The organism is Flavobacterium sp. FlaQc-48, assembly GCF_044007335.1.
Lineage (GTDB): Bacteria > Bacteroidota > Bacteroidia > Flavobacteriales > Flavobacteriaceae > Flavobacterium.
The window spans coordinates 56,485-81,337 of sequence record NZ_JBIPCR010000017.1 but is presented as its reverse complement, the minus strand read 5'-3'; the positions used below and the strand labels follow the sequence as shown (position 1 = coordinate 81,337).

The 24,853-nt window shown below is 37.4% G+C and carries 13 protein-coding genes; all 13 read right to left on the bottom strand.

Going from position 1 to position 24,853, the window contains the following annotated elements; translation table 11 throughout:
- Nucleotides 1-162: 162 nt before the first annotated feature.
- A complete protein-coding gene (locus ACHRWY_RS21845; RefSeq protein WP_395357518.1) occupies nt 163-1,680 on the bottom strand; it encodes a SusD/RagB family nutrient-binding outer membrane lipoprotein in 1,518 nt (505 codons plus the stop codon).
- A gap of 12 nt (nt 1,681-1,692) precedes the next feature.
- The gene (locus ACHRWY_RS21840) at nt 1,693-4,782 is read right to left on the bottom strand and encodes a SusC/RagA family TonB-linked outer membrane protein (protein ID WP_395357517.1); all 3,090 of its coding nucleotides are present in this window, start codon (nt 4,780-4,782) and stop codon (nt 1,693-1,695) included.
- A 306-nt stretch (nt 4,783-5,088) separates the two neighbouring features.
- Entirely contained in the window at nt 5,089-6,099 is a 1,011-nt protein-coding gene (locus ACHRWY_RS21835; protein WP_395357516.1) for a LacI family DNA-binding transcriptional regulator, read from the bottom strand.
- A gap of 185 nt (nt 6,100-6,284) precedes the next feature.
- Nucleotides 6,285-7,253 (bottom strand): type I phosphomannose isomerase catalytic subunit, encoded by a 969-nt coding sequence (locus ACHRWY_RS21830; RefSeq protein WP_395357515.1) that lies wholly within the window; start codon nt 7,251-7,253, stop codon nt 6,285-6,287.
- Between the two features lie 114 nt (nt 7,254-7,367).
- Nucleotides 7,368-9,470 (bottom strand): glycoside hydrolase family 97 protein, encoded by a 2,103-nt coding sequence (locus ACHRWY_RS21825; protein WP_395357514.1) that lies wholly within the window; start codon nt 9,468-9,470, stop codon nt 7,368-7,370.
- 158 nt (nt 9,471-9,628) lie between these two features.
- Nucleotides 9,629-10,504: a helix-turn-helix domain-containing protein gene (locus tag ACHRWY_RS21820; RefSeq protein WP_395357513.1), complete on the bottom strand. Its 876-nt coding sequence runs from the start codon at nt 10,502-10,504 to the stop codon at nt 9,629-9,631.
- 193 nt (nt 10,505-10,697) lie between these two features.
- A complete protein-coding gene (locus ACHRWY_RS21815) occupies nt 10,698-12,638 on the bottom strand; it encodes an oleate hydratase (protein ID WP_395357512.1) in 1,941 nt (646 codons plus the stop codon).
- A gap of 220 nt (nt 12,639-12,858) precedes the next feature.
- Nucleotides 12,859-14,844 (bottom strand): alpha-L-arabinofuranosidase C-terminal domain-containing protein, encoded by a 1,986-nt coding sequence (locus tag ACHRWY_RS21810; RefSeq protein ID WP_395357511.1) that lies wholly within the window; start codon nt 14,842-14,844, stop codon nt 12,859-12,861.
- Nucleotides 14,845-15,040: 196 nt separating this feature from the next.
- The gene (locus tag ACHRWY_RS21805; protein WP_395357510.1) at nt 15,041-16,483 is read right to left on the bottom strand and encodes a glycoside hydrolase family 28 protein; all 1,443 of its coding nucleotides are present in this window, start codon (nt 16,481-16,483) and stop codon (nt 15,041-15,043) included.
- A gap of 114 nt (nt 16,484-16,597) precedes the next feature.
- Nucleotides 16,598-18,157, bottom strand: a complete 1,560-nt coding sequence (locus tag ACHRWY_RS21800; protein ID WP_395357509.1) for a glycoside hydrolase family 28 protein — start codon at nt 18,155-18,157, stop codon at nt 16,598-16,600.
- Between the two features lie 93 nt (nt 18,158-18,250).
- Nucleotides 18,251-19,888 carry a sodium/sugar symporter gene (locus ACHRWY_RS21795; RefSeq protein ID WP_395357508.1) on the bottom strand — a complete coding sequence of 546 codons (1,638 nt, stop codon included), beginning with the start codon at nt 19,886-19,888 and terminating at the stop codon, nt 18,251-18,253.
- A 403-nt stretch (nt 19,889-20,291) separates the two neighbouring features.
- Entirely contained in the window at nt 20,292-21,437 is a 1,146-nt protein-coding gene (locus ACHRWY_RS21790; protein ID WP_395357507.1) for an acyltransferase family protein, read from the bottom strand.
- A 257-nt stretch (nt 21,438-21,694) separates the two neighbouring features.
- The gene (locus tag ACHRWY_RS21785) at nt 21,695-24,829 is read right to left on the bottom strand and encodes a glycoside hydrolase family 2 TIM barrel-domain containing protein (RefSeq protein WP_395357506.1); all 3,135 of its coding nucleotides are present in this window, start codon (nt 24,827-24,829) and stop codon (nt 21,695-21,697) included.
- Nucleotides 24,830-24,853: the final 24 nt, after the last annotated feature.

Sequence of the window (24,853 nt, the reverse complement as noted above, 5' to 3'; positions counted from 1 at the left end):
TCAGCCGGTACATTTAGTACTTGCGAAAAAAAAGGTTTTAAAAACCAGCGAACGAATGGGTGATAAAACTTTTTTAATAAATAAAAATCAAAATATAAAATAAGCCGGGCGGTACAGGTATTCCTACCCGGCTTAATTCAACTAACTCTAACCAAACTTAAACTATTGTTTGTCCCACCAAATTCTGGTTGTCATTAAATCCAGTCCCTGACGTGAGATCGCTTCTTTATAATTGGCAGCGTTTGTAATTAACTCTGACTGATCGTAAATTAATCTTCTTGGAACTGTTCCTTTTGTTTCTCCGGTTGGGTCATTAACGGGAACTATAGCAGGATATCCTGTTCGTCTGTATTCTGAGAATGCTTCAAAACCATTAAACAATAATACAACCCATTTCTGAGTGATAATTTGTTCAATTTTCTGTGCGTCAGTTCCGGTAGCATTAAACGGATGAGCCAAAATATAAGTGTTGTATTCAGCGGTTGAAACTGCCGGTACTTTGTCTCCAAAAATGGTCAGAATATTCATGGCTGCTTTTACTCCGTCTTCGTAGAACTTTTGTGCAGTTCCACCCACGTTCCATCCTTTTACCGCTGCTTCTGCCAGTATAAATTGTACTTCGGCATAAGACATGATTAAGGTTGGTGCGTCTAAACGCAATACCGTTGATGTATTAGGATCTGAGAACAATTTTTTGTCTCCGCCCGGAAATTCTTTTGCATCATTAGCAAGACCTTGCTGGCTTGCCGGAGAATTGTCTCCTGTAGCTTCTAGTTTTGCATAGATTCTCAAACGCGGATCGTTGTTGTTTTTCAGGAAATCGATATACGTTTTGCTGAATTTTACATTCCCGTCACCACCATTCAGGTCGTTTCGAAACCATGAAGAAGTGATTGGGTTTGTTTTAACTCCGGCAGGGCCTGAATCGTGTTTTAAAACCAAACTATCATCGTTTGAAGTAAAAACTCCTTTAGCAACCGCTTTTTCTACGTATTGTTTCGCTTTTGCAGGGTTTACTTTAGACAAACGCATTGCCACTCTCAACATTAGGGAATTTGCCAGTTTTTTCCATTTGGCAACATCGCTTTGGTAATACAAATCGGCTGCACCAACAAAGGCTTTATTTGCATCCAGAGCATCTCCCGCTTCGTCTAATTCTTTTAAAAGGTCATTGTAGATCGCTTCCTGTGTGTCATATTTTGGGGCAAAAACATTTCCGTTGTATCCTTTTCCGGCTTCGAAATAAGGAACTTCACCGTAGGTATCCGTCAATTTTTGAAACATGAATACTTTCATGATCCTTAGTGCCTGAATGGTATTAGAATTTTCCGGTGTATCTTTTAAAACAGAAGTTAATTGAAAAATCTGGTTTAATCCTTTTCCGTAAGATTCTCCAAAAAGCGAACCTGAATATTCAGAAGAATAGGTATATTTTGAACCCGGTCCTCCTAATGAAGAAAATTGCTGTACGATTTGTGCTGCGTAATAATTATTTCCTCTGGTATTCGAAAAATCCTGACCATCTAAGTAGATCTCAGCCAGTGTAAACATTGATTTTACAGCAGGATCTGTCAGTGCATTTGGATTTGTATTCATTTCTTCAAATCCTTTATCGCATGAAGTCAATGTCATTGCACTTACTATTGCGACACAAAATATTTTTATATATTTATTTTTCATCTTTTTATAATATTAGAATTTGACATTCAGCGTTACACCATAATTTCTTGTCAAAGGCATAGAAGCTCTTTCAAGACCCTGCGCATTACTGTTAGAATAGTTGGACTCCGGATCAATGTTTGGCACTTTATCATAGATTGTCCATAAATTGTGAGCAGAGAATGCTAAACTAATTGCCTGAAATGGCGTTTTTGAAAGATATGTTTTTGGGAAATTGTAGCTAAATGAAATTGCTCTTAATTTCACGAAATCAGCATCGTATACAAAGTTTGAGGTTACATCACTATAACTTCTCCAGTAATCGTATGCAGAAACAGTTGTGTTTACAGCATTTCCGTTAATGTCTTTACCTGATACTACTACTCCGCCTTCACGACCCGGAAGCGTCTGCTCTGATAATCCGTAACGAGTTCCTAATTGATTGGTAGCAGAATAGATTTCTCCTCCAAATTTAGCATCTACAAATACTGACAATGTAAAGTTTTTATAAGAGAAGTCATTTGAAAGTCCCATTGCAGTTGGCGCAACACCTTGTCCTGCTATGATTAGATTTCCTCTCATGAATTTACCGTTTGTATCCAATACGATATTTCCTTGTGCATCTCTTAAATAATCATAGGCTTTGATTACTCCAAAAGGCTGTCCTTTTTCTAAAACCACAGAAGCTCTTGCATCTCTGTTTCCTTCTAATGATTTGGTTGTAATTTTGTCTGAAAGATTTAATACTTTACTGTCATTGTAAGCAAAGTTATACGCAATATTCCAGGAGAAATTTTGTGTTTTAACCGCTTTTACGTTTACAGCAAATTCAACCCCTTTGTTCATGATTTCCCCTACGTTGATTTTTGTAGTTCGGTAACCGGAAGCCTGAGAAATATCTGCATCTGTAATATCGTTTGTGGTTTTCTTTTGATAGAATGTTAAATCTGTACTCACTCTGTTGTTGAAGAAAGTATTTTCAAAACCAAATTCGATGGTACTTACATTATAAGGTTTTAAGGTTTTGTTTGGAACTGTTTCTCCGTTAACACCCAAAATTGGCTGCCCCAAAGAATCTGTTTGTCCGTCTGGTGCTGTATAAGTCAATGCCAAAGCATAAGCGTCAGGCAATGCACCTCCTACGTTACCCCAACCTGCTCTGAACTTACCGTAAGACATCCATTCCGGTAATTTGATTACTTCAGAATAAATAAAACTTGAACTCACAGAAGGATAAAAGGTACTGTTGTTTGACGGATCTAAAGTAGAGAACCAATCTTCACGACCTGTTAAACTTACATATAAGAAATCTTTGTATCCTAAATCGGCAGAATAGAAAAGAGAGTTTACTTCACTTTCTGAGAATAATTTCTCTGATTTGTCCGGTTGTGTGTTTCCATAGAAATATTTGAATGGAACAATAAAGTTGTTTCCTCTCATTTTAATACCGCTGTATCTGTTGTGTTGACGGTTAGCCCCAACAAAAGCATCCAATGAAAGATTTTTTGCGATATCGCCTTTGTATCCTAAATACCCTGAAGCATTATATTCTGAACGGCTTTCTACTCTGTTTTCGTAAGATCCACCAGGATTATAATTGATTCCGGTTGGTTCAATTTCAGTATATTCATAATTGATATCATCAATACCCAGTACCCCTTTTGCGTAAATTTTATCGGTAATGTTGTAATTTACTTTTGCAGAACCAATAAAACGCTTTCTAAGGTCATCGTTAAGGTCTTCTTGTGTTGCGAAGTACGGATTTGTCTGGTAAGTATTGGCACCAAAATAATCTGCTTCACCTCCATTTGCGTCATACGCATTGCTTATGGATCTAATGTCTGTTCCCGGAGTCATGAAAGTAGTTGGGAAAGAAGCATTTCTTGGAGAATCATTCAAATAAGGCCTGTTATGACTTTTCTCTGTAACATACTGAGCATTGGTCTCGATACTTATTTTTTTGTTTACTGCCGAGTTTAAACTCAAAGCAATGTTATTTCTGCCAAAATTAGTTCCCGGCATTATAGACTCATCTTTGGTATTTCCGAAAGATAATCTGAAGTTCGTTGATTCGTTTCCGCCAGAAATCGCTAAGGTATTGCTAAAAGAATATCCGGTTCTGTAGAAATTTTCAACATTGTCTTTTCCGTATGCTCTGTAAGGTTTAGTGCTTCCGTCTAAGGCAAGAGAAGGTGTTCCGTCGTATTTATCTCCCCATGCAAAATAATAAGAATCCCTAAGTTCCTGAAGATCTGTAAATCTTGTTGCCACACCGTTTACAGGTGCTCCGGCTCCGTATTGATCCTGCCAGTGTAAAAGGCTTACTGGTGTATTAAAGGTAGAATTTGTACTAAAATCTACGCCTATCCCTGTTCCGTTTTTACCTTTTTTAGTGGTAATCAAAATAACACCATTTGACCCTCTGTACCCGTAAAGTGCAGAAGCGGCACTACCTTTTAAGACAGACATCGAAGCGATATCGTCCGGATTGAAAGATGACATACCATCACCTTTATCAGCTCCTCCGTACATTCCGGCGTTTCCTTGCTGGCTGTTGTCAATAGGAATTCCGTCTACCACATATAAGGGCTGGTTTAAACCAGAAGCTGAAGTAGCTCCACGAATTACAACACGGCTGGAACCTGATGGTCCTGTAACCGGTGCAGAAACGTTAACTCCGGCAATTTTTCCCTGAAGGGCATTTCCTAAGTTGATTTCTTTGTTTTTTGTTATGTCTTCCCCTTTTAGTTCCCCAACGGCATAACCTAAACTTTTCTTTTGTTTTTTAACTCCAAATGAAGTTACTACAACATCTTTTAATTCCTGTGCATTTTCTGCTAATACCACCGAAATTTTATTTTCATTTTCCTGAAGTACCACTGATTTTGATATAAACCCGATAGATGATAAATTTAAGGTAACCTTACCTTGTGGAACATTCATCTTAAATCTGCCTTCGGCGTCTGTAATCGCGCTAAATGGTTTTCCCTGAACTTCAATCGATGCAGCAACAATTCCCTTGTTTTCTGCATCAGTCACTATGCCTGTTATTAATCGGTTTTGCGCTACAGTACTTAAACTGCTGAACAACACCATTCCTAACACTGCTAATAATCGTTTCATAAGCATTTTTTTTGGTTATTAGTTTTGAATTTTGTTTTGATTGTTTTTTTAACCCGTTTGTTTTTAATAATTAGTAAAAAATTTGAACTCACTTTCAATATGGTATTCAGCAGTTCTCCAGCTCCTGAATACTATGGTTTTAATAGTTATGCACTTTCCTGAATTTTAAGAAATCGATATCGTAAACAGATTGAAAAAACGAACTGAAAATCAGCGGGATCAATCTAAAATTTACTAAAACGATTTAGTAAAATGAGTAAAAAAAAACGAAACGTTCTTTTTTATTTTTAAAACCGGTTTTTTTTATCAAACCGATTCTCTTATAATCAACTTGCCTTTTTTAAGGCTTTTTTCTACATCAAATGTTTCCATATCCGTCATCTGGCTCATCAGCAATTGTATTGATTTTATGGCAATTTCTTCAATTGGCTGCGCAATAACCGTAATCGTTGGCGTATGCAATTTAAAACTGTCGTGATCATCAAAACTGATTACAGCAATGTCTTCCGGTATTTTTACTCCCATGTTCTTAAAAGCCAAAAGACCTATAAGCCCCATGTAATTGGTCAGGAATAAAACAGCATCAATTTCGGCATTTTTCTTAAAAAATTTGACGGTCGATGCAATTCTTGCTTCTTCATTACTGTGATATTCCATATGAAGCACAAGCGACTCTTTGTATAATCCTGCTTCTTTTAAGGCATCTCTATAACCGTCTTCCCTTAATTTCATCTGAATCATTTCAGAGGTATTATTGACCACCGCTATATTTTTGAACCCTTTTGAGATCAGATATTTAGTGGCTGTGTTGGATGCTTCATAATTGTCCATGACCACATGGCTCACTCTTTGTCCCGGAAAATAACGATCGATTAATACAACCGGTTTTTTCAATTTTAAAAGAAGGTCTATTTTCTCTTCAAGCTTTTTAGTCGGCGTAATAATAAAGCCGTCTACATTTGCCTGTAAAAGACTATGTATTAACTCGTCAGAACGTTCATCATCATCTCCTGTACTGCAATAAAAAACCCTGTAATCAATATTCTTCGCTTCGTCTTCAATCACTCTGGCCAAATCTGAGAAGAACTGATTGGAAATATCCTCTACAATAAGCCCGATTGATCTTGTTTTACCGGTTCTTAAACTGGTCGCAATCATACTGGGCCTGTAATTGAGTTTCTCTGCTACATTCTGCACTTTTTTGATGACAGAAGCACTAATTCCCATTTTCTCCCCTTTTCCGTTAATGACAAAAGACACTGTTGATATCGACACTTCTGCTTCTGTGGCAATATCTTTTATAGTTATCTTTTTCATTTATAGCGTTAAATTTTTATTAAGCTGTTATTAATTATATCACAAATATATATAAAAATAGTTACTAAAACGATTTTGTAAATCTTTTTTTTATACGAATCATTTTTTTAAGGTTAATAAACCACACAATCATCAATAATTACAGCTATTATGCGAGAATTAGATTTATTTTACCCTTTTTATTTTTATGCGATAAATACTTCTAAAATTGAAGCCGTTCCTTTTAGGGAATACTTTTGTATGGCTGCCGGAATCAAAACGGTATCTCCTTTTTGGTATGGATACGTTTCATTTTCAATTGTAATTTCAAAATCTCCTTCGATACACATCAAAACGGTAAAGGATTCTCCGTTTTTACCGACTTTTTTTTCTCCGTTTAACGGAATAAAATTTGTGGTAAAATAAGGGCAGTCTACTATTACATTTGATTCATTTTCAGCCTTATCATACTTTTTATACGTATCAACCTTATTATAATTTATAGCATCTAATGCTAAATCAACATGCAATTCGCGTGTGTTTCCCTGAGCATCTTTTCGGTCAAAATCATACAAACGATAGGTAATGTCCGAAGTTTGCTGAATTTCTGCCACAACCAGCCCTGCCCCTATCGCGTGAACGGTTCCTGTTTCTAAAAAGAATACGTCTCCGGCTTGGGCTTTTATATCATCTAAAATAGAAGTCAGTGATTTGTTATTCAGGTTTTGCAGATATTCTTCTTTACCGGAATCTTCTTTAAAACCTACAATAATCCTTGCATCCTGATCGGCCTGCATGATGTACCACATTTCGGTTTTACCAAAAGAGTTGTGTCTTTCTTTTGCCAGTTCATCATTTGGATGTACCTGAATCGAAAGGTCTTCTCTGGCATCTAAATATTTAAATAACAAAGGAAACTGTTTCCCGAAGCGTTTATAAACTGCTGTTCCTAAAATTTCGTCCGGCAAATCATTGATCAGTTCCGTTAATGATTTTCCTTTTAATTCGCCATTCGCCACCACACTTACATCTCCTTCTACGGTAGATAATTCCCAGCTTTCGCCTGTAATTTTAGAAGTGATGGGTTTGTTCAGAACTGTTTTGAGTTTCTCTCCTCCCCAGATTCTTTCTTTTAAAATGGGTTCAAATTGTAAAGGGTAAATTTTTGTGCTCATGTTTATATTTTTACTTTATTATCAACTTTCTGTTTTTTGCCGCTCCCGATAGCTGTCGGGAGTGGTCCAGCTTTTTCTCCCGCAGATTGAGCAGATGTTATTTTCAGACCCTATTTATTTTACTGAGATTGCCACACCCCCGCTAGAAGCCAGTTTTTGTTTTATTTTTGTTTTGCTGTTTACCTTCATTTTTCGGATGTTATACGACTGGGGATTGGTTTTGTAATCTGCTGTTTTTCCATCTTCGTAAATTGTGGCTGTAAAAGATTTTCCGGCAGGCAGAAAGCTAAAATCAATCGTTGCTGTACGTTGATTTTCATCGGTGATTCCGCCTACAAACCATTCTTCTTTGCCTTTGGTTTTTCTGGCGATGGTAATATAATCACCGGGTTCTGCTTCAAGGATATAAGTTTCGTCCCAATCTAAAGCAACGTCTTTTATAAACTGAAAAGCGTCATTGAATTTTATATAATTCTCCGGTAAATCAGCTGCCATTTGTAGCGGACTGTACATTGTAACATACAATGCCAATTGTTTTACCAGCGTGGTGCTTAACGTATTCTTTTTAGATCCGTAAACCGATAAATCGCCCTGAAAAATTCCGGGTGTATAGTCCATAGGACCACCCATTAAACGGGTAAATGGTAATATTGTGGTATGATCGGGATGAATTCCTTCCATGGATTCAAACTCTGTTCCTCTAGCCGATTCCTGTGCAAACCAGTTGGGATAAGTACGGTGTAAACCTGTTGGGCGAACGGCTTCGTGAGAGTCTACCATGATTTTATGTTTCGCCGCTTCTGTGGCCACATAGGTGTAATGATTGACCATTTGCTGCCCGTCATGATGTTCTCCTCTCGGGATAATTGGGCCTACATATCCTGTTTTTACAGCGTTGTACTTATTATCGTCCATAAAATTCAAGGCCTCTTTTAGCTGTCTTTCGTATTCAGCTGTTGAGGATGTAGTTTCATGGTGCATGATGATTTTTACGTTTTTCTTTGCAGCGTAGTCGCTTAGTTCTTTGACGTTAAAATCAGGATAGGCTTTTGTAAAACTATAGATGTGTTCTTTTTTGAAAGCCGTATTGTCTTCCCAGCCTTCATTCCATCCTTCTACCAAAACGGCATCAAAACCATTTGATGAAGCAAAATCGATATATTCTTTGACATGTTTTGTGTTGGCTCCGTGTGTCGTATTGGGTTTTAATTGTGAAAAATCGGTTTTGCCAATGACAACATCCTGATTGTCTGAATATGCCCAGGTTGAACCTCCGCCGGTAAAGTACTCCCACCAGACCCCTATATATTTTACGGGTTTAATCCAGGAAACATCTTCAAATGTGCAGGGTTCATTCAGGTTTAAAATCATTTTTGAAGCCAGAATATTTCTGGCATCATCACTTACTACGATAGTGCGCCACGGTGTAACACTTCCGGTTTGAATATATCCTTTGTTTCCCACTGCATCAGGCACAAGATGCGAGCTCAACGAAAAAGTTTTATCATTCACATTCAGGCACATGGCGGGATAATTCTTTAAAGCGGCTTCGTGAATGTTGATGTATAAATTATCCGTTGTCTTTATCATCAAAGGCGTTTGTGTTGCCAGATTTTTAATGGTTGCCTGTGCAGCAAGCGGCACATGTGTAGCGTTATAAACCAATCCCTGCATTTCTGATATTTTCGAAGTCGTATAACTGTATTCGTTGGTATCATAATCCCCCGGAATCCAGAACAATTTATGATCTCCTGTCAGATTAAATTCAGTCGTTTCTTCCTGAATTATAAAATGACGTAAATTTTCCTGTACAGGAAATTCATATCGAAAACCCAGTCCGTCATTAAACAAACGAAAACAGATGTCGACCTTTCGCTGGCTTTTTTCCTGTACCAAGGCTACTTTCAATTCATTGTATTGATTTTGGATTTCTTTTTGTTCTCCTAAAACGGGTTTCCATGTCGAATTTTCAGATTTAGTCTTTGTATCCGTCATCTTAAAACCTTTATTCAACAGTATATCCGACTTTATAATAAAGCCCATTTTGCTTTCCTGAATTACGGTTTTTTGTTTAAAATTTAAGTTATAAACGGGAGTTCCGGTTTTATCCAAATGAAAAGTCATGACTAAATTTCCATTGGGAGATCTGAGTTCCTGAGCATTTGTAAATCCTGTTGAAAGCAGGATAAAAAAGCAGCTAAAAAGTATATTTTTCATAAAATGGTTTGAGGCAGTAAAGTTGCTAAATCGATTTAGCAAACATAATAAAATAAATGAAACAGAAATATTGGTAATTAAAAAAAATGTGTAATAATGAAATTCCGGGATTTTTTTAGTTTGAAACCCTGATGTGAATGGGTTGCCCATACCCTAAATTAAAGATGCTGCAACCGGCGATAATCACTGGGAGAAACAGAAGAATGCTTTTTAAAAAAACGCCCAAAAGCTGAAACGGAATTAAATCGCAACCGATAAGCAATGTCGCTTATATTGATCGCCGGATTTCCTAACAGTACTACGGCTTCTTTTAGTAAATGGGCATCGATAATTTCATGAGGTGTTTTATCTGCAGCTTTTTTGACAATCTGAATCAGGTATTTGTTTGAAATATGTAGTTTCTCAGCGTAATAATGTACTCCTTTATGCTGCGTGATATTATCCATAACCAGATTAAGAAACTGAAAATAAATGTCTTTGGGATTGTTTAGTATCAAAACGGTTTCCGGTGTTTCCTGTGGTAAAAGCTCAGCTGTTTCCAGAAGCAAATTAAATATTATAGTCCTGACAATTTCGTCTTTAAATTTCAGGTCTGCTTCAATTTTACTTTCAAGGTATTTCATGAGCTTAATTAGTTTTTTAGCTTCCTGTTCCCTGAGTTGTAGTAATTCAAACGAGCGGTCTTTGAAAAATGCTAATTTCTCAATAATAAAAGGATCTGATATGTTTTTGAGCAGAAACTCTTTTTCAAAAAAAAGCAGTTTCACTCTAAATTCGTCACTAATAGTATGGAACGCAATAATGGTGGCAGGCCTTGCTACTAATAAGGTAAATGGTTTGATATAATGCTGCTGACCGTCTATTGCCATAACAATAGTGCCCGCGGTACAAATACACAACGAATAATAATCCATCCTAAAAGGTTGCTGAGGATAATCTATTTGTTTTTTTCCGGAAGAAACATAATAAGGTAAACTGTTCTCAACCTCAAAATAGGCCAATGTATCTCTTATTTTATTGTAAGGCTGGTCCATTCTGCATCAATAGGGGTTAAACGATTGTTTTTAAAAAGCAAGTAAACATAAAAATACGCAATTTTAGGCTACAAATGCCTATAACATTTGCTGATTTAAGAATAAATAAAACTTAAATATTATAAAAATGGCGCTAAAGCCAAAGCCTTAACGCCATTTTCTGAATTATAAACTGTATTGCTTTTTTATACTTTTAATCCCTGATTCCTCCTATCCAGTGTTTTACTTTATTTAACTGTTCCGTAAAAAACGATTCATGATCTTGTCCGTCGTCGGCATTTTCAACGAGAAGATGTTCATAGTAAGTTCCTTTAAGAAATTTTCTTAAAAGCCCCTCGCCTACTATTGGCTCATAATCGTTTAAAGATTGTGCTGCTTTTAGCAAATGACGAATATCGTATTGCAACGGATTAATGTCCGGTACTTGTTTGTTCAGGTTCAATAATTCGTAAACAGCTATTCTGGCAGTTCGTACTGAGCTTTCCATGGTAAATACAATATCATTATTGGTTTCTACAAATTGTCCCACTAATCCTAAATTGGTACAACCTTCCGGCACAACCTGCGGACGGTCGCCTTTTGCTCTTGGCATAAACATAGAGGTGATGTAAGGCATAAAAGAACTTCTGACAATCGTGTTTTCTACGATATTGCCTAATTGATCAATGATTCCTAAGTGATAGGCTAATTCTGCGAGAATTTCATCACCTGTACATTGTGGCATTGTTTTTTTGACATAATCGCCTTCTTTGTCCATAAAAAGGGCGTACACCCAAATTACTAAAATATCATCCGGCTGGTCCGGAAAGTGGGGTTGCCTGTTACAGGTAAAACTCATTAACCAGTTTGAATCACTAATAGTAACAATTCCTCCTGTTGCTGTTTTACCGGAATAGGGGTCGTTTACACATAATTCTTTTACTTTTTCTGTAAAAGCAGATGGTCTGCAGGTAAGTGTAGCCGATTCCCACGAAGATTTTTCGATATTACCGCAGAATTTTTCAGGTTTCCCAAAAACAGGTGATTTGGCTGCCAGGTTTTTCCACAATTTCCATCCGGCACTTTGTCCGCTGCTGCTGCTGTCTACAGTGATAACCGGTGCTGTTTTGTTGTCGCCGTAATAGGTATCTTCTGTCATTGAGCCTGTTGTGGCAATTACATAATTCTCTTTGCCTACAGGAATTCTTTCTTCTTTGCCCTTTCTTTCGATAATAATCGCTTCGACTACTTTGCCTTCTGTGTTGCTTTGAATATCTAAATCTTTAACGAGTGTATTAAGGTCTATTTGCACGCCTTTGCCCTGAAGAAATTTTCGAAGCGGTGTAATAAAAGTATCATATTGGTTGTACTTAGGGAAGACGAGACACGAAAGATCTTTCATGCCATCTATCGCATGCAGGAAACGGTGCATGTATAATTTGCATTCTAACAGACTATGCCAGTTTTCAAAAGCAAACATGGTACGCCAGAAAAACCAAAAATTACTTTTTAAAAAAGATTTGCTGAAATAGTCCTCAATGGTGATATCGTCCAGGTCTTCTTTCTTTTTTAATAGCAGCTTTATAATCGCAAGCTGATCTTTTTTATCCAGTCCAAATTTGCTGAAATCCTTAATTTGTCCCTTGTTGTGAATCAGTCTTGCTTTGGAGTAATTAGGGTCATTGTCGTTTACCAGACGGTATTCGTCTAATACACTATAAGGATCGGGTAACTCTAAAGCCGGAATATCCTGAAAGATGTCCCAAAGGTTTTCATAGGTCATATCCATCTCACGTCCACCGCGAATAATGTAGCCGTCTGTGGTATTTCCGGCACCATCCAGCGATCCGCCATCTACATGCAATTGATCCAGAAAAATAATATTCTCACCCGGAACATGGCCGTCACGAATAAAATAATAAGCTGCTGCCATACCCGCAATACCACTTCCTACGATATAAATTTTACTGTCTTTATAGGATTTTACGGGAATTGCCCTGTTTCGCTGGTAGTTTCCAATTTGGTCTGAAAAAGGCATTGTTTTTTCAGGTGTGTTAATCTGGACCTCTTTACTTGAGTCCGGTTTGTGGTTCACATTTCCATATTCCTGAGAACCATTTAGTATTTTATCGAATTTTGAAGTGGTAGAACTCATAACTAATCTATTTTTGATTTTACTCAAAGTTAAGAGTACCTGTATCATAATGTACGTCCCGAAATTCAGTATTACTATACTCAAATTCTTACTTCTTAAACATTGTATGCCTTTATTTTTTTAATACTCCAAAGCATTTTTTTGTAAATTGAAAAAGGGCTTCACACTGCTCTGCATATCCATCATCAAATTCAGAATAAAAGAAATAGTTACCACAACACTATTTTATTTTTAGCTTTAAAACACTTACGGAATAAGGAGGCAAACTGATTTGCGCTTTCCCGTCTTTCAATTGATATTCGCTTTCTTTTGGTGTTATTTTTTCAGGTTCAGAAAAAGTATTCTCGTCTTGCAAACCGGCACTTGCAAGCGTCGTCAGGCTCCCTTTCGTTTCTATTTTACTGCCTTTTAAACCTATTGTGATTTCCCGGCTTGTTGAGGCGGTATTGACTAGTTTGATCATCACTTTTTTGGTATTTACATCTTTCACGGCAGATGCGTATAAATTGTTTTGCCCTGTTAACGGTTTTCCGTCTCTGGTTATGTTTAATAAATCAGTTCCTTTATGGGTCGAAAACAACTTTTGCACTTGGTAATTGGCAGAACCGTACGCTTCTAAATTGTTGAACCAAATCATATCCGGTGTCCATTGCCACGCGTCTTCATGCGCCATTAAGGGGGCATAAGACGTTAGATTTACCACTTCGGCATTTCGTTCTAATCCGGTCATGAAAGCGGCTTCAGAAAACGCACATTCCCAGTTGTTTCTGTTGTTCGGATTTGCACCTGAAACGCTTTGGGCAGCATATTCTCCGGCAAATATTTTTGGGCCTTTTCGATCGTACAGATCATATCGCGCGGCATTTTCTCTAAACCACTGCGGGCTTTTATAATAATGTTCGTCAATAAGTTCTGCACCTAACTTTTTAAGTTCTTTCATCGCATAGTCAAAATGTTCTCCGTCCGGCGAAGGTCCGCTTCCTGAAACGATAATTATTTTGGGATATTTTGCTTTTATGGCTTTTTCAAAAACCTTATATCTTTCGATATAATCGGGTCCCCATTGCTCGTTTCCTACGCCAATGTATTTTAGATTAAAGGATTTTGGATGTCCCATATCGGAACGTAATTTTCCCCAATTTGTATTTAAATCGCCATTTGCAAATTCAATTAAGTCCAAAGCATCCTGTATGTAAGGATCGAGTTCCTCCATTGGCGCTAATTCTCCTGTATTGTACTGGCAAGCCATTCCGCAACTTAAAATGGGTAAAGGTGTTGCGCCAATATCTTCTGAAAGCTGAAAGTATTCATAAAATCCCAGTCCAAAACTTTGAAAATAATCCGGGGTCTGTTTGTGGCTGAATTCCATATTCCAGCGGTTGATCATCGTTTTTCGGTCTTCAACATTCCCAACTGATTTTTTCCATTGATAACGGTCTGACAAAGTTCTGCCTTCGACAATACACCCTCCGGGAAAGCGCAAAAATCCGGGTTTCATATCGTATAAAAGTTGTACCAGATCTTTGCGTAAACCATTTTTTCTGTTTTTCCAGGTCTCTTCCGGAAAAAGGGAAATCATATCCAAATCAATTGTTCCGGTTCCTTCAAAGGTTATTTTTAGTTTTGCTTTGGCCTCGGTTTGCGCGGCAGTAAATTGCGAAGTATAATTTTTCCATTCTTTTGATGATGGTATAATACTAGTCTCCCCCATAACCTTTTGATCTTTGTCTATCAATTGAAAGATTATTTTTTTGATGCTTCCATCGGGATTCGCTGCTTTTAAGGAAAGATTGTATTTTGCCCCTTTTTTAACGCCCATCCCTCTAAACCCTTCATTGACAATCGCATAACCTTTGTCATCATTAATGAGAATTCTGCAAAAATTAGGATTGGTTTTATTTTCTGAAACATTAATGGGAGTGGCAGCACCGGACTGCATGTTTAAAGAACTTCTTTTTGTATTAGGCTGTTCCCATCCCATTAGGGGTTTATCAAACTCAAACGACCGGTTTTTAATCATTTCGGCATACAATCCTCCATCAGCAGCAAAATTGATATCTTCAAAAAACAAACCGAACATTGTGGGCTGTATTTTGGTAACGGTTTTAGCAATATCAACTTCTAAAGTGGTCTTTTGGGCATTTGCACAAATGCTTGACAGCAGTAAACTGCAAAGGGCAAATCTGGTAATGGTACTGTTTTTCATTTTTATATAATGAATTTAACCCGTTAGGGATATTTAATTTTAACACATAGAAACATTAGATTTTGCAAACTGACCAGCAGGCATTTCACTTTTTTTTAAAGCACAAGCCTTATGTGAAAGAAATCTATTGCTTCTTTTAAATTGTTTTTTTATCCTCAAGTCTATTTTTCTGTGCTCAATTGTTTTTTTTGACACACTATTGTTTTTTCACCGCTTCTAATTTCTCCGGAAATGCCGATTGCCCTTCCAGATTATTGATAATCAATGCATCTACATTTTTACTTTCAACTGCATAAGTAAAATAATCCGGTTTGTTTTTTCCCCATTCTACAGAGCAGTTTTGCATTTTTATTTTTTCTGCTGTATCAAAGTAAAAACCGGCTGTACTTCCTTTTACAAAACCTTCGAGTTCTGAAGGGCGACGATCATAAATCCCTCCCTGATGGCTGGTAGTTTTGTCTATAAAAACACTTACATGATCAAAAACGATATGGCTTATTTTGTCTTTTGATTCGGCACTTACATAGACTCCATTTTCACCTGTACACTGAATATTAGTAAAAGAGATGTTTTTGATTTCGCCTACTTTTCCTTCTGTAGCCCCTTTTGGAAAACGCCAATTGGCATCTTTATGATTGCCCTTCGCCCTGCGGTAAGCTGTAATGTATATAGGTTCTGCTTTCCCCCACCAGGTATCTGTAGTCAATCTGCCTTCGATAATAATGTTAGAAAATAAAACATCGCTGACTGTTCCTTCGTCCCTGTTTTGAATTCCCAGTGCGCGATTACTGTTTTTTATGATACAATTATTAAAAACAACCTGTCGGATGGCATCCATATTTTCTGAACCAATTTTAATGGCACAGCTGCTGCTGGTCATGGTGCAATTGGTAACTGTTATGTTTTCGCAGGCGCCAAATTCTTCAAATTCTCTTCGGTTTTTCAGGCAGATGCAATCGTCGCCACTTTCGATATAACAATCACTAATGCGTACATTTTTTGAATGATCAAGATCGATACCATCACTGTTGCGTACTTTTAAACTATTCAGTAATGTAATTCCGCTAATGACCACATCATTGCAACCTACAAGATGAATGGTCCAATAGGCCGAATTTCCGATATGAATATCGCGTATTCTGATGTTTTTTCCGCCAATAATTGTTAATACATGAGGCCTTGGGTCCAGACCTGTAAAAGGTTTCAAAACATAAGAATCTTCTAATTCTTCTCCCATAAAAGAAATACCATTTCCGTCTATTTTTCCGCTGCCGCTAATGCTGAAGTTCTCTATATTTTCGCCACCAATCCAGATGGTTCCTTCGCCGGGGTTCGTACGGAAAGCACTTTTGGTGTAGCGTTTTTCATCCGGACTTGCCAATAATTTTGCTCCGGCCTCGACATGCAGATCAATTCCTGATTTTACGTTAAATGGTCCGGACAGGAAGGTAAAAGGCGCTGAAAATAATACCCGTCCGCCAGTTTTACTACAAGCGTCTATTGCTTTTTGAATCGCAGCGGCATCATTGGTTTTACCATCTCCTTTGGCTCCGTAATTTTTTACGTCGTATACTTTTTGTGCTGTAATCGTCAGCGCAAAACAAAAAACGATTATGGTAATTATAGCTTTTGGTATCATTTGTTTATCTTTTTTAATCTTTGCATTTAAATTGTATGCTATTCGTTTTCTTATGAGACCTGACAGGTTTTAGAAACCTCTCAGGTAATTCGCATTCCGATCTTTAAATATACTTTACTTAACAGGCAATACGAAGGTATTTTGTCTGGGCTCGTCTTTTTGTTTTAACGCTTCTGTATCGAGATTGACTGATATGACATCCTTAAAAATGATTTGATTGGTTTTATCAGACGGAAGGTTAATATCTTTCATAACCAATCCTGTCACATCATCAAAAACAAAAGCGGGACGAAAATCTTCTTTTTCCAGAATCAGTTTTATATTCTTCAGATCAATTCCGTTTACGTGGCGCACATAAAATCCCCAGGAAGGCAATTCTCCAAACATGGTAAATTCAGGATATCCTTTTATATTTTCGAGCACGTCTTTTAATCTGCTTAAAGGCAGGTATGCCATTCCTTTTGAGGCTCTTCCCGGATAGGTTATTTCGATATTTTCCAAGGTTACATTTTCAATCGAATATCCCGGTATTCCGGCAATCGAAGCCGGAAAAGGGTTATGGAAATAATCTACTTCGGGGCCGCGCAAATCATAATCAATATCCGGACGACCAAAAGGAACCCGGACTTTTACATTTTTAATGGAAACGTTTTTAATGTATCCCGGCTTGTCTCCATTTCTATGCCCTAACCGAATAAGTATTGCATTTCCTGTATTTACGGCCGTAATATTCGAAACTTTAATATTTTCAATTTCGGCGCCATCCACAGATTCAATGGCAATTGCCGATCTGAAAGTATCAAAAACCTGAATATTTTCTATGGTAACATTTTTGAAACTTCCGTAGGACCCTGTTCCAAACTTAACGGCATTGGCACTTGATCTGATACTGCAATTTGCGATATAAATGTTATTATTCTGCAGGCCCGGAGAATCTGATTTTAGACAAATACCATCATCAGCAGAGTTGACATCGCAATTTGTTATTCTCACGTTTTCACATCCGTCAATGTCAATTCCGTCATTGTTCCAATACGCTCTGCTGTCTACTTTTATGGCATCAAGTACAATATTGGTGCATTGCTCAAAACACTGTACCCAGCCCGGACTGTTTTTTAATGTCACATTTGTCATTTTAACTGCATCGCATTTCACAAATGAAACCAGTTTTCCTCTTCCGTCTGACGGACGTAATCTTCGATAATTATAATTGGGATCAATTTTTACTCCGGTATGGTGTAAGCTATCAACCGCGAGTGCCAGTGCTCTGCCTTGTCCGTCAATAATACCTTTTCCGGATATCGAAATATTTTTTGAGCCGTGAGCGATAACCAAAGCTCTTATTTCTTCGTACTTTGGATAATCGTTTGGGTCGGTACTTCCCAATAAAACAGCGCCATCTTCAAAAAATAAGTCCACGCCACTTTTTAATATGATACTCCCTGATAAAAATTTGCCTTTAGAAAAAACTACCCTTCCTCCTTTATTTTTATCAGCCAGATCAATCGCTTTTTGAATCGCTTTTGTATTTAACGTTTTTCCATCAGCTACAGCTCCATAAGTGGTAACCAGATACTCTTTATTTTTCTGGGCATATATTTGCACATTAAAACTAAGCTGTAAAAGAAAAAGTAAAACGATACCGTTGCTGAAAATATTTTTGTTTTTAATCATAATAATTTGTTTTTAGTAATGGGCATTCAGGCTCTAAATAAAATTTTATTCTTCTTGCGAGCCCACGATACTTATCCTTCCTTCATTTTAAAACTACCAAAAAACGGTATATAATGCCACTAAAATCCCACTGATTATAAAGGAACCGATAATAAACTCCGAAGAAACCCTGAACATTGATGTATCGACTTCTATGGTATGAACGTCATGTTCTTCTTTAGATTCCGGATGTAAGAGACTAATGGCTACCATTAAAAATACGATGATAAAGAAAGAAATGGTCATTCTGTCTAAAAAAGGATAATCGGGGAAAGCACCATTTGTCCACACAGGAAGAAATTTTAATACTGCCGCAATTGGAACTGTCAGCAATGCCCCTGCAAGTCCTGCCGAGGCTGTTGTTTTCTTCCAAAACATTCCCAATAAGAAAATCGCCAAAACTCCGGGCGAAAAGAAACCAACATATTCCTGTATAAACTGATACGCCTGATCTAATGATTTTAATGCCGGAGCAACCAGTGCGGCAATAAACATGGCGATGACAACGACCCATCTTCCGGTACGGACTAGTTTACGTTCCGTTGCTTCTCTGTTAAAATATTTTTTATAGATGTCTAAAGAAAAAATGGTCGAAATACTATTGGCTTTTCCGGCCAAAGAAGCTACAATTGCCGCAGTTAAAGCAGCCAAGGCCACTCCTTTTAATCCCGCAGGCAATAAATTCATTAAAGTTGGATAAGCATGATCTGGTTTTAGGACTCCTGACGCATCGACCATTTCCTGCTGAAACATTCCGTTTTGGTGCATTACATACATCGCAATACCCGGTAAAACGGCAATAATAGGCACTAATAATTTTAAAAAAGCAGCGAACAAAATCCCTTTGCGGGCTGTTTTTAAATCGGCTCCCAGGGCTCTCTGCACAATGTATTGATTACAGCCCCAATACGCCAGGTTATTAATAAGCATACCCCCCACAAGCACTGACATTCCCGGTAGTTCGGCATAATGCGGATTCGACTTATCCAGTATCATGTGTAAATGATCCGGTGCCTGTTTTGCTAAAACGGAAAGTCCTTTAAGGATGTCTTTCCCAAATCCAAACTGCTCTGATAACAAAGTCAGTGACAAATAAGTGGTCACCAAACCGCCCAGAATCAATACAATAACCTGAAACATATCGGTATATCCTATTACCTTCATTCCTCCTAAAGTCACTATAACAGAGAATAAACTCAACGCAATAACACAAAACTGAAAACTGACAGGTGCGATTGACGAAATAGCCAGAGCCCCCAAATAAATAATAGAGGTAAGATTGACAAATACATAAATCAACAACCAGATTATCGCCATTATGGTACTTACGGTGCTGTTGTATCTTTTTGCCAAAAATTGCGGCATGGTAAAGATTTTGTTTTTAAGATAGACCGGTAAAATAAACATCGCCACTACAATTAAGGTTGCCGCAGACATCCATTCGTAAGAAGCAATGGCCAGGCCAATGGCAAAACCCGAACCACTCATGCCAATAAAGTGTTCTGCTGAAATATTAGACGCGATCAACGACGCACCAATCGCCCACCAGGTCAACGAACCTTCGGCTAAAAAATAATCGTTAGAACTCGTTGTTGCATTTTTCTTAGTCCGATAAATGTACATCCCGTAGGTGATAACAATAACAAAGTAGAAAAGAAAAACAATGTAATCTGCCGTTTGTAAAACATTCATAATGGTGTGGTTATTTTTGGTTAGTCAGTAAAGTATTTTTAAAATTTTATTTTTTTACTCGTTATATCGTAATCTGTAAAAATCTTATTTAACACATAGAATCATAGCTTAAAGAGGCGTTTCACTTACTTTAAAAACACATAGCGATGTGTAAATAATCTGTCCTTTATGCTATTCTTCCCAATGAATTATAAATCATGTTTCCTTGTGTTTAAAATGATTGCACCTAAAGGAATATTCTTCTTTCCTCTCTATTCTTTCCTCTATATTCTATATTCTTTCCTCTTTCTTCTTTGTTCTCTCTTCTTTCCTCTTTCCTCTTTCCTCTTTGTTCTCTCTTCTCTATTCTATGCTCTCTCCTCTTTCTTCTTAACTCTTTCGTTCCTACTTCCCTATTCTCTTCTTACACTTTCAAAAACCATTTTCTTTTATAGAGAAAATAAAGCAAAAGCAGCTGTACGAGCGTTACGGATAAAGCTGTAAAAACAGGTTGCCAGATAAGCGGAAAAAATTTTATAGCGCCGCCAAATACAAAATCGGCAGTAGATTTAAAATTGACCAAACCTTCTGAAGCGATATAAATTAAAATCGAATTTGAACCAATCAATATTAAAGGGAATGCCCATTTGCGGAATCCCAAAATATCAGTGATGAAATAGAAAAAAGTAAAAAACAAAATGCTAAAACCCCCTACCAAACATACAAAAGAGCTTGTCCATAAATGTTTATTGACAGGAAAATCATAATTCCAAAGTAATCCTGTCCCGATCAAAACAAGTCCTGAAACGATTAGGATCACAAGCTGTTTATTTGCCGGTAAGCTGTTTTTTGTTTTTAAAAATGTTCCTAAAAACACGCCCAACAAAGCGGTAGCAACAGCCGGAATGGTCGAAAACAAGCCTTCGGGATCATAGACTTTACTGTGCAGTCTTCCGGGTAAAAACAAACGATCAATATAGGCTTCCAGGGAGCCTTCCCGGGTTAAAACCCCTGCTCCAAATTCAGGAACCGGTATAAATTTCATGGCCAAATAATACCCAATTAAAATGCCCAAAAACCAGAACAATTGTTTTTTTAAATCGAAATTTAAATAAATCAGTCCGGCAAAAAACCAGGCAAGCCCAATCCTGCCCAATACACTTGCAAAACGGGTTTGTTCGAAACCGTCAAATCGCAATAATCCATTTACCACAAATCCTAAAAACAATAAAATACAGGTTCTCCTGAGCATGGAGGTGTATATTTTTTGTTTTTCTTTTGATGGTAATTCCCTTGGTGTTTTTACACCCGCCAAACTCATTTTTTTTTCAAAAGAATACGGCATTGAAACTCCGGCCACAAACAAAAATACTGGAAAAATCATATCATAAAATGTAATGCCATTCCAGTCTGCATGATGCAGTTGCGACGACATCCATATCAAAACAGGAATGGGTGCAGCCTTGGCCAAAGCATGTATAATATGTTCTCCGCTCATAATCCAGAACATCACAAACCCTCTTAGAACATCTAAAGAAATTAATCTATCCTTTGTACTTGTTTTACTCATATTTTACTTATTTAAAAGCATATTCCCCCTATTGATTTCTCCGGAAGAGTATCAATAATTAATATTTTTTATTCGAAATTTTTAGAGTTCATAATTACCTAACACATAAAAACCCGGTTTTCATTTTTTTATAAAAGAGAATAAAAAAGTAAAACGTTTCTTAACAGCTGGCCGCTATGTAAATTTTAATGCGTGAAACGTCCTTTTTTAAGCTTACTAAAACTATATTTCTATGGGTTCAATTTTTAAGGCTATAATTATTCTATTGGTTTTATCACAAATCCGTAGTGGTATTCATTTTGGGTCAGCCTGTACTGATCATGCGGAAAGGCCCCCCAACTATTGTCACCTCCTAATCCGCGTTGGGTCAAGTCCACACACACGACGACTTCCTTTCTTGGCGTGACATCGCTTGAGTGTATGTTTTTCTTTGCTATTCCTCCGTCAAAATCGGCTGGATAATTATTTAAAGTGCTTATTCCTAAAGGCTGTAGCCCTTTTATACTGAGTCCGTTTCCGCTATTGTCTGAAAGTGTAAACCAGCGAACATCTGTTTTGTATCCATTTTCCTGTGGGCGCGTATACGGTACATACTGGTCTGAAACTTTGCTTTGATAAATTCCTTTGAAAGAAGATGTATTTCGATCCGGATAGTTTTCCAAAGGCCCTCTTCCGTAGTAATCCAGATTTTCAAAGTTGTTTTTTAGCACGAAAAGCATTCCAAATCGAGGCATTTCCGGTACGGGATTATTTCCTTTTTTAAAAGAAGGAAGGATCTCCAAAGCCCCGTCCTCACTCAATGCGTATTTTATGGTGTAATCACACGAAACATCGTTAAGTTTCAATTGGGCTGTTACATATTGCTTGCCGTTTTCTTCTGTAAGCTGAATATTTTCTAAAGTGGTATTTTTACCTGCTGTTCGCCATACATTCGATTTTAGCTGCATTTTATTTCCAAAATCATTGTCGGTTGGGGCTCTCCAAAAATTAGGTTCCGGATATTCTTTAAAATATTCTGCTCCGTTTACAGTGTAATAGGAAATTAATCCCGTGGATTTCCTGATTTTAACTACAACATTTGCGGCGCTAAGAATAAATTCCTCTTTTTCATCCTGAACTTTTGAAGAAGAAGCAGTTGTTTTTGCAAAATAGTTATCGCTTTCCAGAACAAATTGTTCTTTGGCAATTTCAAAATTTTGCGGCAATATTGCTGAACCTGTTTTAGTATGTGCCGAAACATTCAGTAAATATTCTATGCCCGGTTTTGATTGCAATTTTGGTAAATCAAGTTTGAATTGTTTTGTTGATTTCGGATTCAAAGCCACCTCAATTGTTCCTTCTTTGATCGCTTTTCCGTTTTCTAAAACCTGGTATTTAAAATGGTATTGGTTCAGATTGGTAAATCCAAAATCATTTGTGATTTCGAAGATTCCGTTTTTAAGGTCAACTTCTGAAAACAAAATATCCTGATAGACTTTTTTTACTTCAAATGCTCCGGGATGTGGTGTTCTGTCTGCATAAACTAATCCGTTATGGCAAAAGTTTTCATCGTTTAAATAATTCTGACTTCCCATATCACCTCCATAAGCCCAATATTTTCGTCCTGCTTCATCTGTCCTTTCAAAGCCCTGATCTACCCAATCCCAGATAAAACCGCCCTGCATGTTTTTACTGCCGCGGATAATATCCCAATATTCCTGAAAATTACCGCTGCTGTTTCCCATTGCATGGGAGTACTCACACATAATATACGGACGCGTGACTTCTTTGCGTGCCGCATATTCTTTCATGTAAGCAATCGTTGGATACATCGGACATACAATATCTGTATTTTCGTTTTCTTTTGCCTGCTCAAATTGAACCAGTCGGGTGGTATCTCTTTTTTTAATCCATTTGTACGCTTCGTGAAAAACGGGACCATTTGCACATTCATTTCCCAATGACCAAAGTATTACGGAGGGCTGGTTTTTATCGCGTTCTACCAAACTATAAATTCGGTCCAGATGTGCCTCTCTCCATTCCGGAAGATAAGCCGGATGCGTTTTTGGATTCATAAAACTCTGTCCCTCTACTCCCATTCCGTGACTTTCTATATTGGCTTCATCCACAAGAAACAAACCGTATTTATTACACAATTTTACCCATCGGATATTGTTCGGATAATGACTGCATCGTACTGAATTGATGTTCAGCTGTTTCATCAGTTTTATATCTTTCAGCATGGTCGCTTCGTCCTGAAAATGACCTGTTACCGGATTGTGTTCATGAATATTGACACCGTGAACCATTAAACGGACTCCGTTTACGCGTAATTCTCCCCCTTTCAGCTCTACTTTTCTAAATCCGATTTGGGTAGAAACGGTTTCTGTTAAATTGCCTTTTTCATTTTTTAAGGTCAGTAGCAGCGTATACAAATTAGGTGTTTCACTGCTCCATAATTTTGGACCGGATATCTTTTGAGAGAAATTTAAAAATCCTGTTTTATGGCCGTCAACGTTTATTTTTACTGTCTTTGTAAAGATGTTTTTTCCTGATGCATCGACCAGTTTTGCTTCTATACTTTGATTGTTTACTGCGTTTGCCGTTAGGTTTTTCAGCGTAATATCTACATTCAGGCTTCCGTTTTTATAATTGGCATCTAAGTCCGGTCTTGCGAAAAAATCGGCAATTCGAATGTCATTTGTACTATACAGATAAACGCTTCGGTCAATTCCTGAAAGTCTCCACATGTCCTGATCTTCAAGATACGAACCGTCGCTCCATCGATACACTTCAACAGCCAAGGTATTATTTCCTGCTTTTAAATATTTTGTGATATCGAATTCAGCCGGACTTTTAGTGTTTTCTGTATAGCCCACTTTTTCGCCGTTTACCCAAATGTACATAGCGGCTGTTCCGGCTTCAAAGTGAAGAAATACATGACGTTTATCCCAGTTTTCCGGCACAACAAAATCTCTTTTATAGGAGCCAACAGGATTATCAGAATGATTGATAAAAGGAGGATTTCGGTCAAAAGGATAGGTTATATTGGTATAAATAGGCACGCCGTACCCATTCAGCTCCCAATTAGATGGTACTTGAAGTTCTTTCCAGTTTGAGGTATTGTAATCCTGCTTATAAAAATCTTTCGGACGCTGATCAGGTGTTGGGGACCAGGAAAATTTCCACTTTCCGTCGAGTGAAAAATACCAGGGCGAATTTTCATATTTATCGCTTATTGCTGAAACTTCATCTGCATAAGGCAGAAATTCAGCGCGCGCAGGCTCCCGATTTATTTGAAAAACTTCGGGATTTTCCCAATCGTTTCGGTCTTTTTTTTCCTGTCCGGAAACCGTCATTCCACAAAGTATAAACAGGCTTAATAAAAATATGTTGGTTTTGGTCGTTAGCATTTGGTATTGTTTTAGATCACTTTA

What these genes read in the sequence shown, in the direction of transcription:
- ACHRWY_RS21835 (WP_395357516.1), bottom strand. Translation starts at nt 6,099, where the DNA reads ATGAAAAAGATAACTATAAAAGATATTGCCACAGAAGCAGAAGTGTCG.
- ACHRWY_RS21830 (WP_395357515.1), bottom strand. Translation starts at nt 7,253, where the DNA reads ATGAGCACAAAAATTTACCCTTTACAATTTGAACCCATTTTAAAAGAA.
- ACHRWY_RS21810 (WP_395357511.1), bottom strand. Translation starts at nt 14,844, where the DNA reads ATGAAAAACAGTACCATTACCAGATTTGCCCTTTGCAGTTTACTGCTG.
- ACHRWY_RS21785 (WP_395357506.1), bottom strand. Translation starts at nt 24,829, where the DNA reads ATGCTAACGACCAAAACCAACATATTTTTATTAAGCCTGTTTATACTT.
- ACHRWY_RS21845 (WP_395357518.1), bottom strand. Translation starts at nt 1,680, where the DNA reads ATGAAAAATAAATATATAAAAATATTTTGTGTCGCAATAGTAAGTGCA.
- ACHRWY_RS21815 (WP_395357512.1), bottom strand. Translation starts at nt 12,638, where the DNA reads ATGAGTTCTACCACTTCAAAATTCGATAAAATACTAAATGGTTCTCAG.
- ACHRWY_RS21805 (WP_395357510.1), bottom strand. Translation starts at nt 16,483, where the DNA reads ATGATACCAAAAGCTATAATTACCATAATCGTTTTTTGTTTTGCGCTG.
- ACHRWY_RS21800 (WP_395357509.1), bottom strand. Translation starts at nt 18,157, where the DNA reads ATGATTAAAAACAAAAATATTTTCAGCAACGGTATCGTTTTACTTTTT.
- ACHRWY_RS21795 (WP_395357508.1), bottom strand. Translation starts at nt 19,888, where the DNA reads ATGAATGTTTTACAAACGGCAGATTACATTGTTTTTCTTTTCTACTTT.
- ACHRWY_RS21840 (WP_395357517.1), bottom strand. Translation starts at nt 4,782, where the DNA reads ATGAAACGATTATTAGCAGTGTTAGGAATGGTGTTGTTCAGCAGTTTA.
- ACHRWY_RS21790 (WP_395357507.1), bottom strand. Translation starts at nt 21,437, where the DNA reads ATGAGTAAAACAAGTACAAAGGATAGATTAATTTCTTTAGATGTTCTA.
- ACHRWY_RS21820 (WP_395357513.1), bottom strand. Translation starts at nt 10,504, where the DNA reads ATGGACCAGCCTTACAATAAAATAAGAGATACATTGGCCTATTTTGAG.
- ACHRWY_RS21825 (WP_395357514.1), bottom strand. Translation starts at nt 9,470, where the DNA reads ATGAAAAATATACTTTTTAGCTGCTTTTTTATCCTGCTTTCAACAGGA.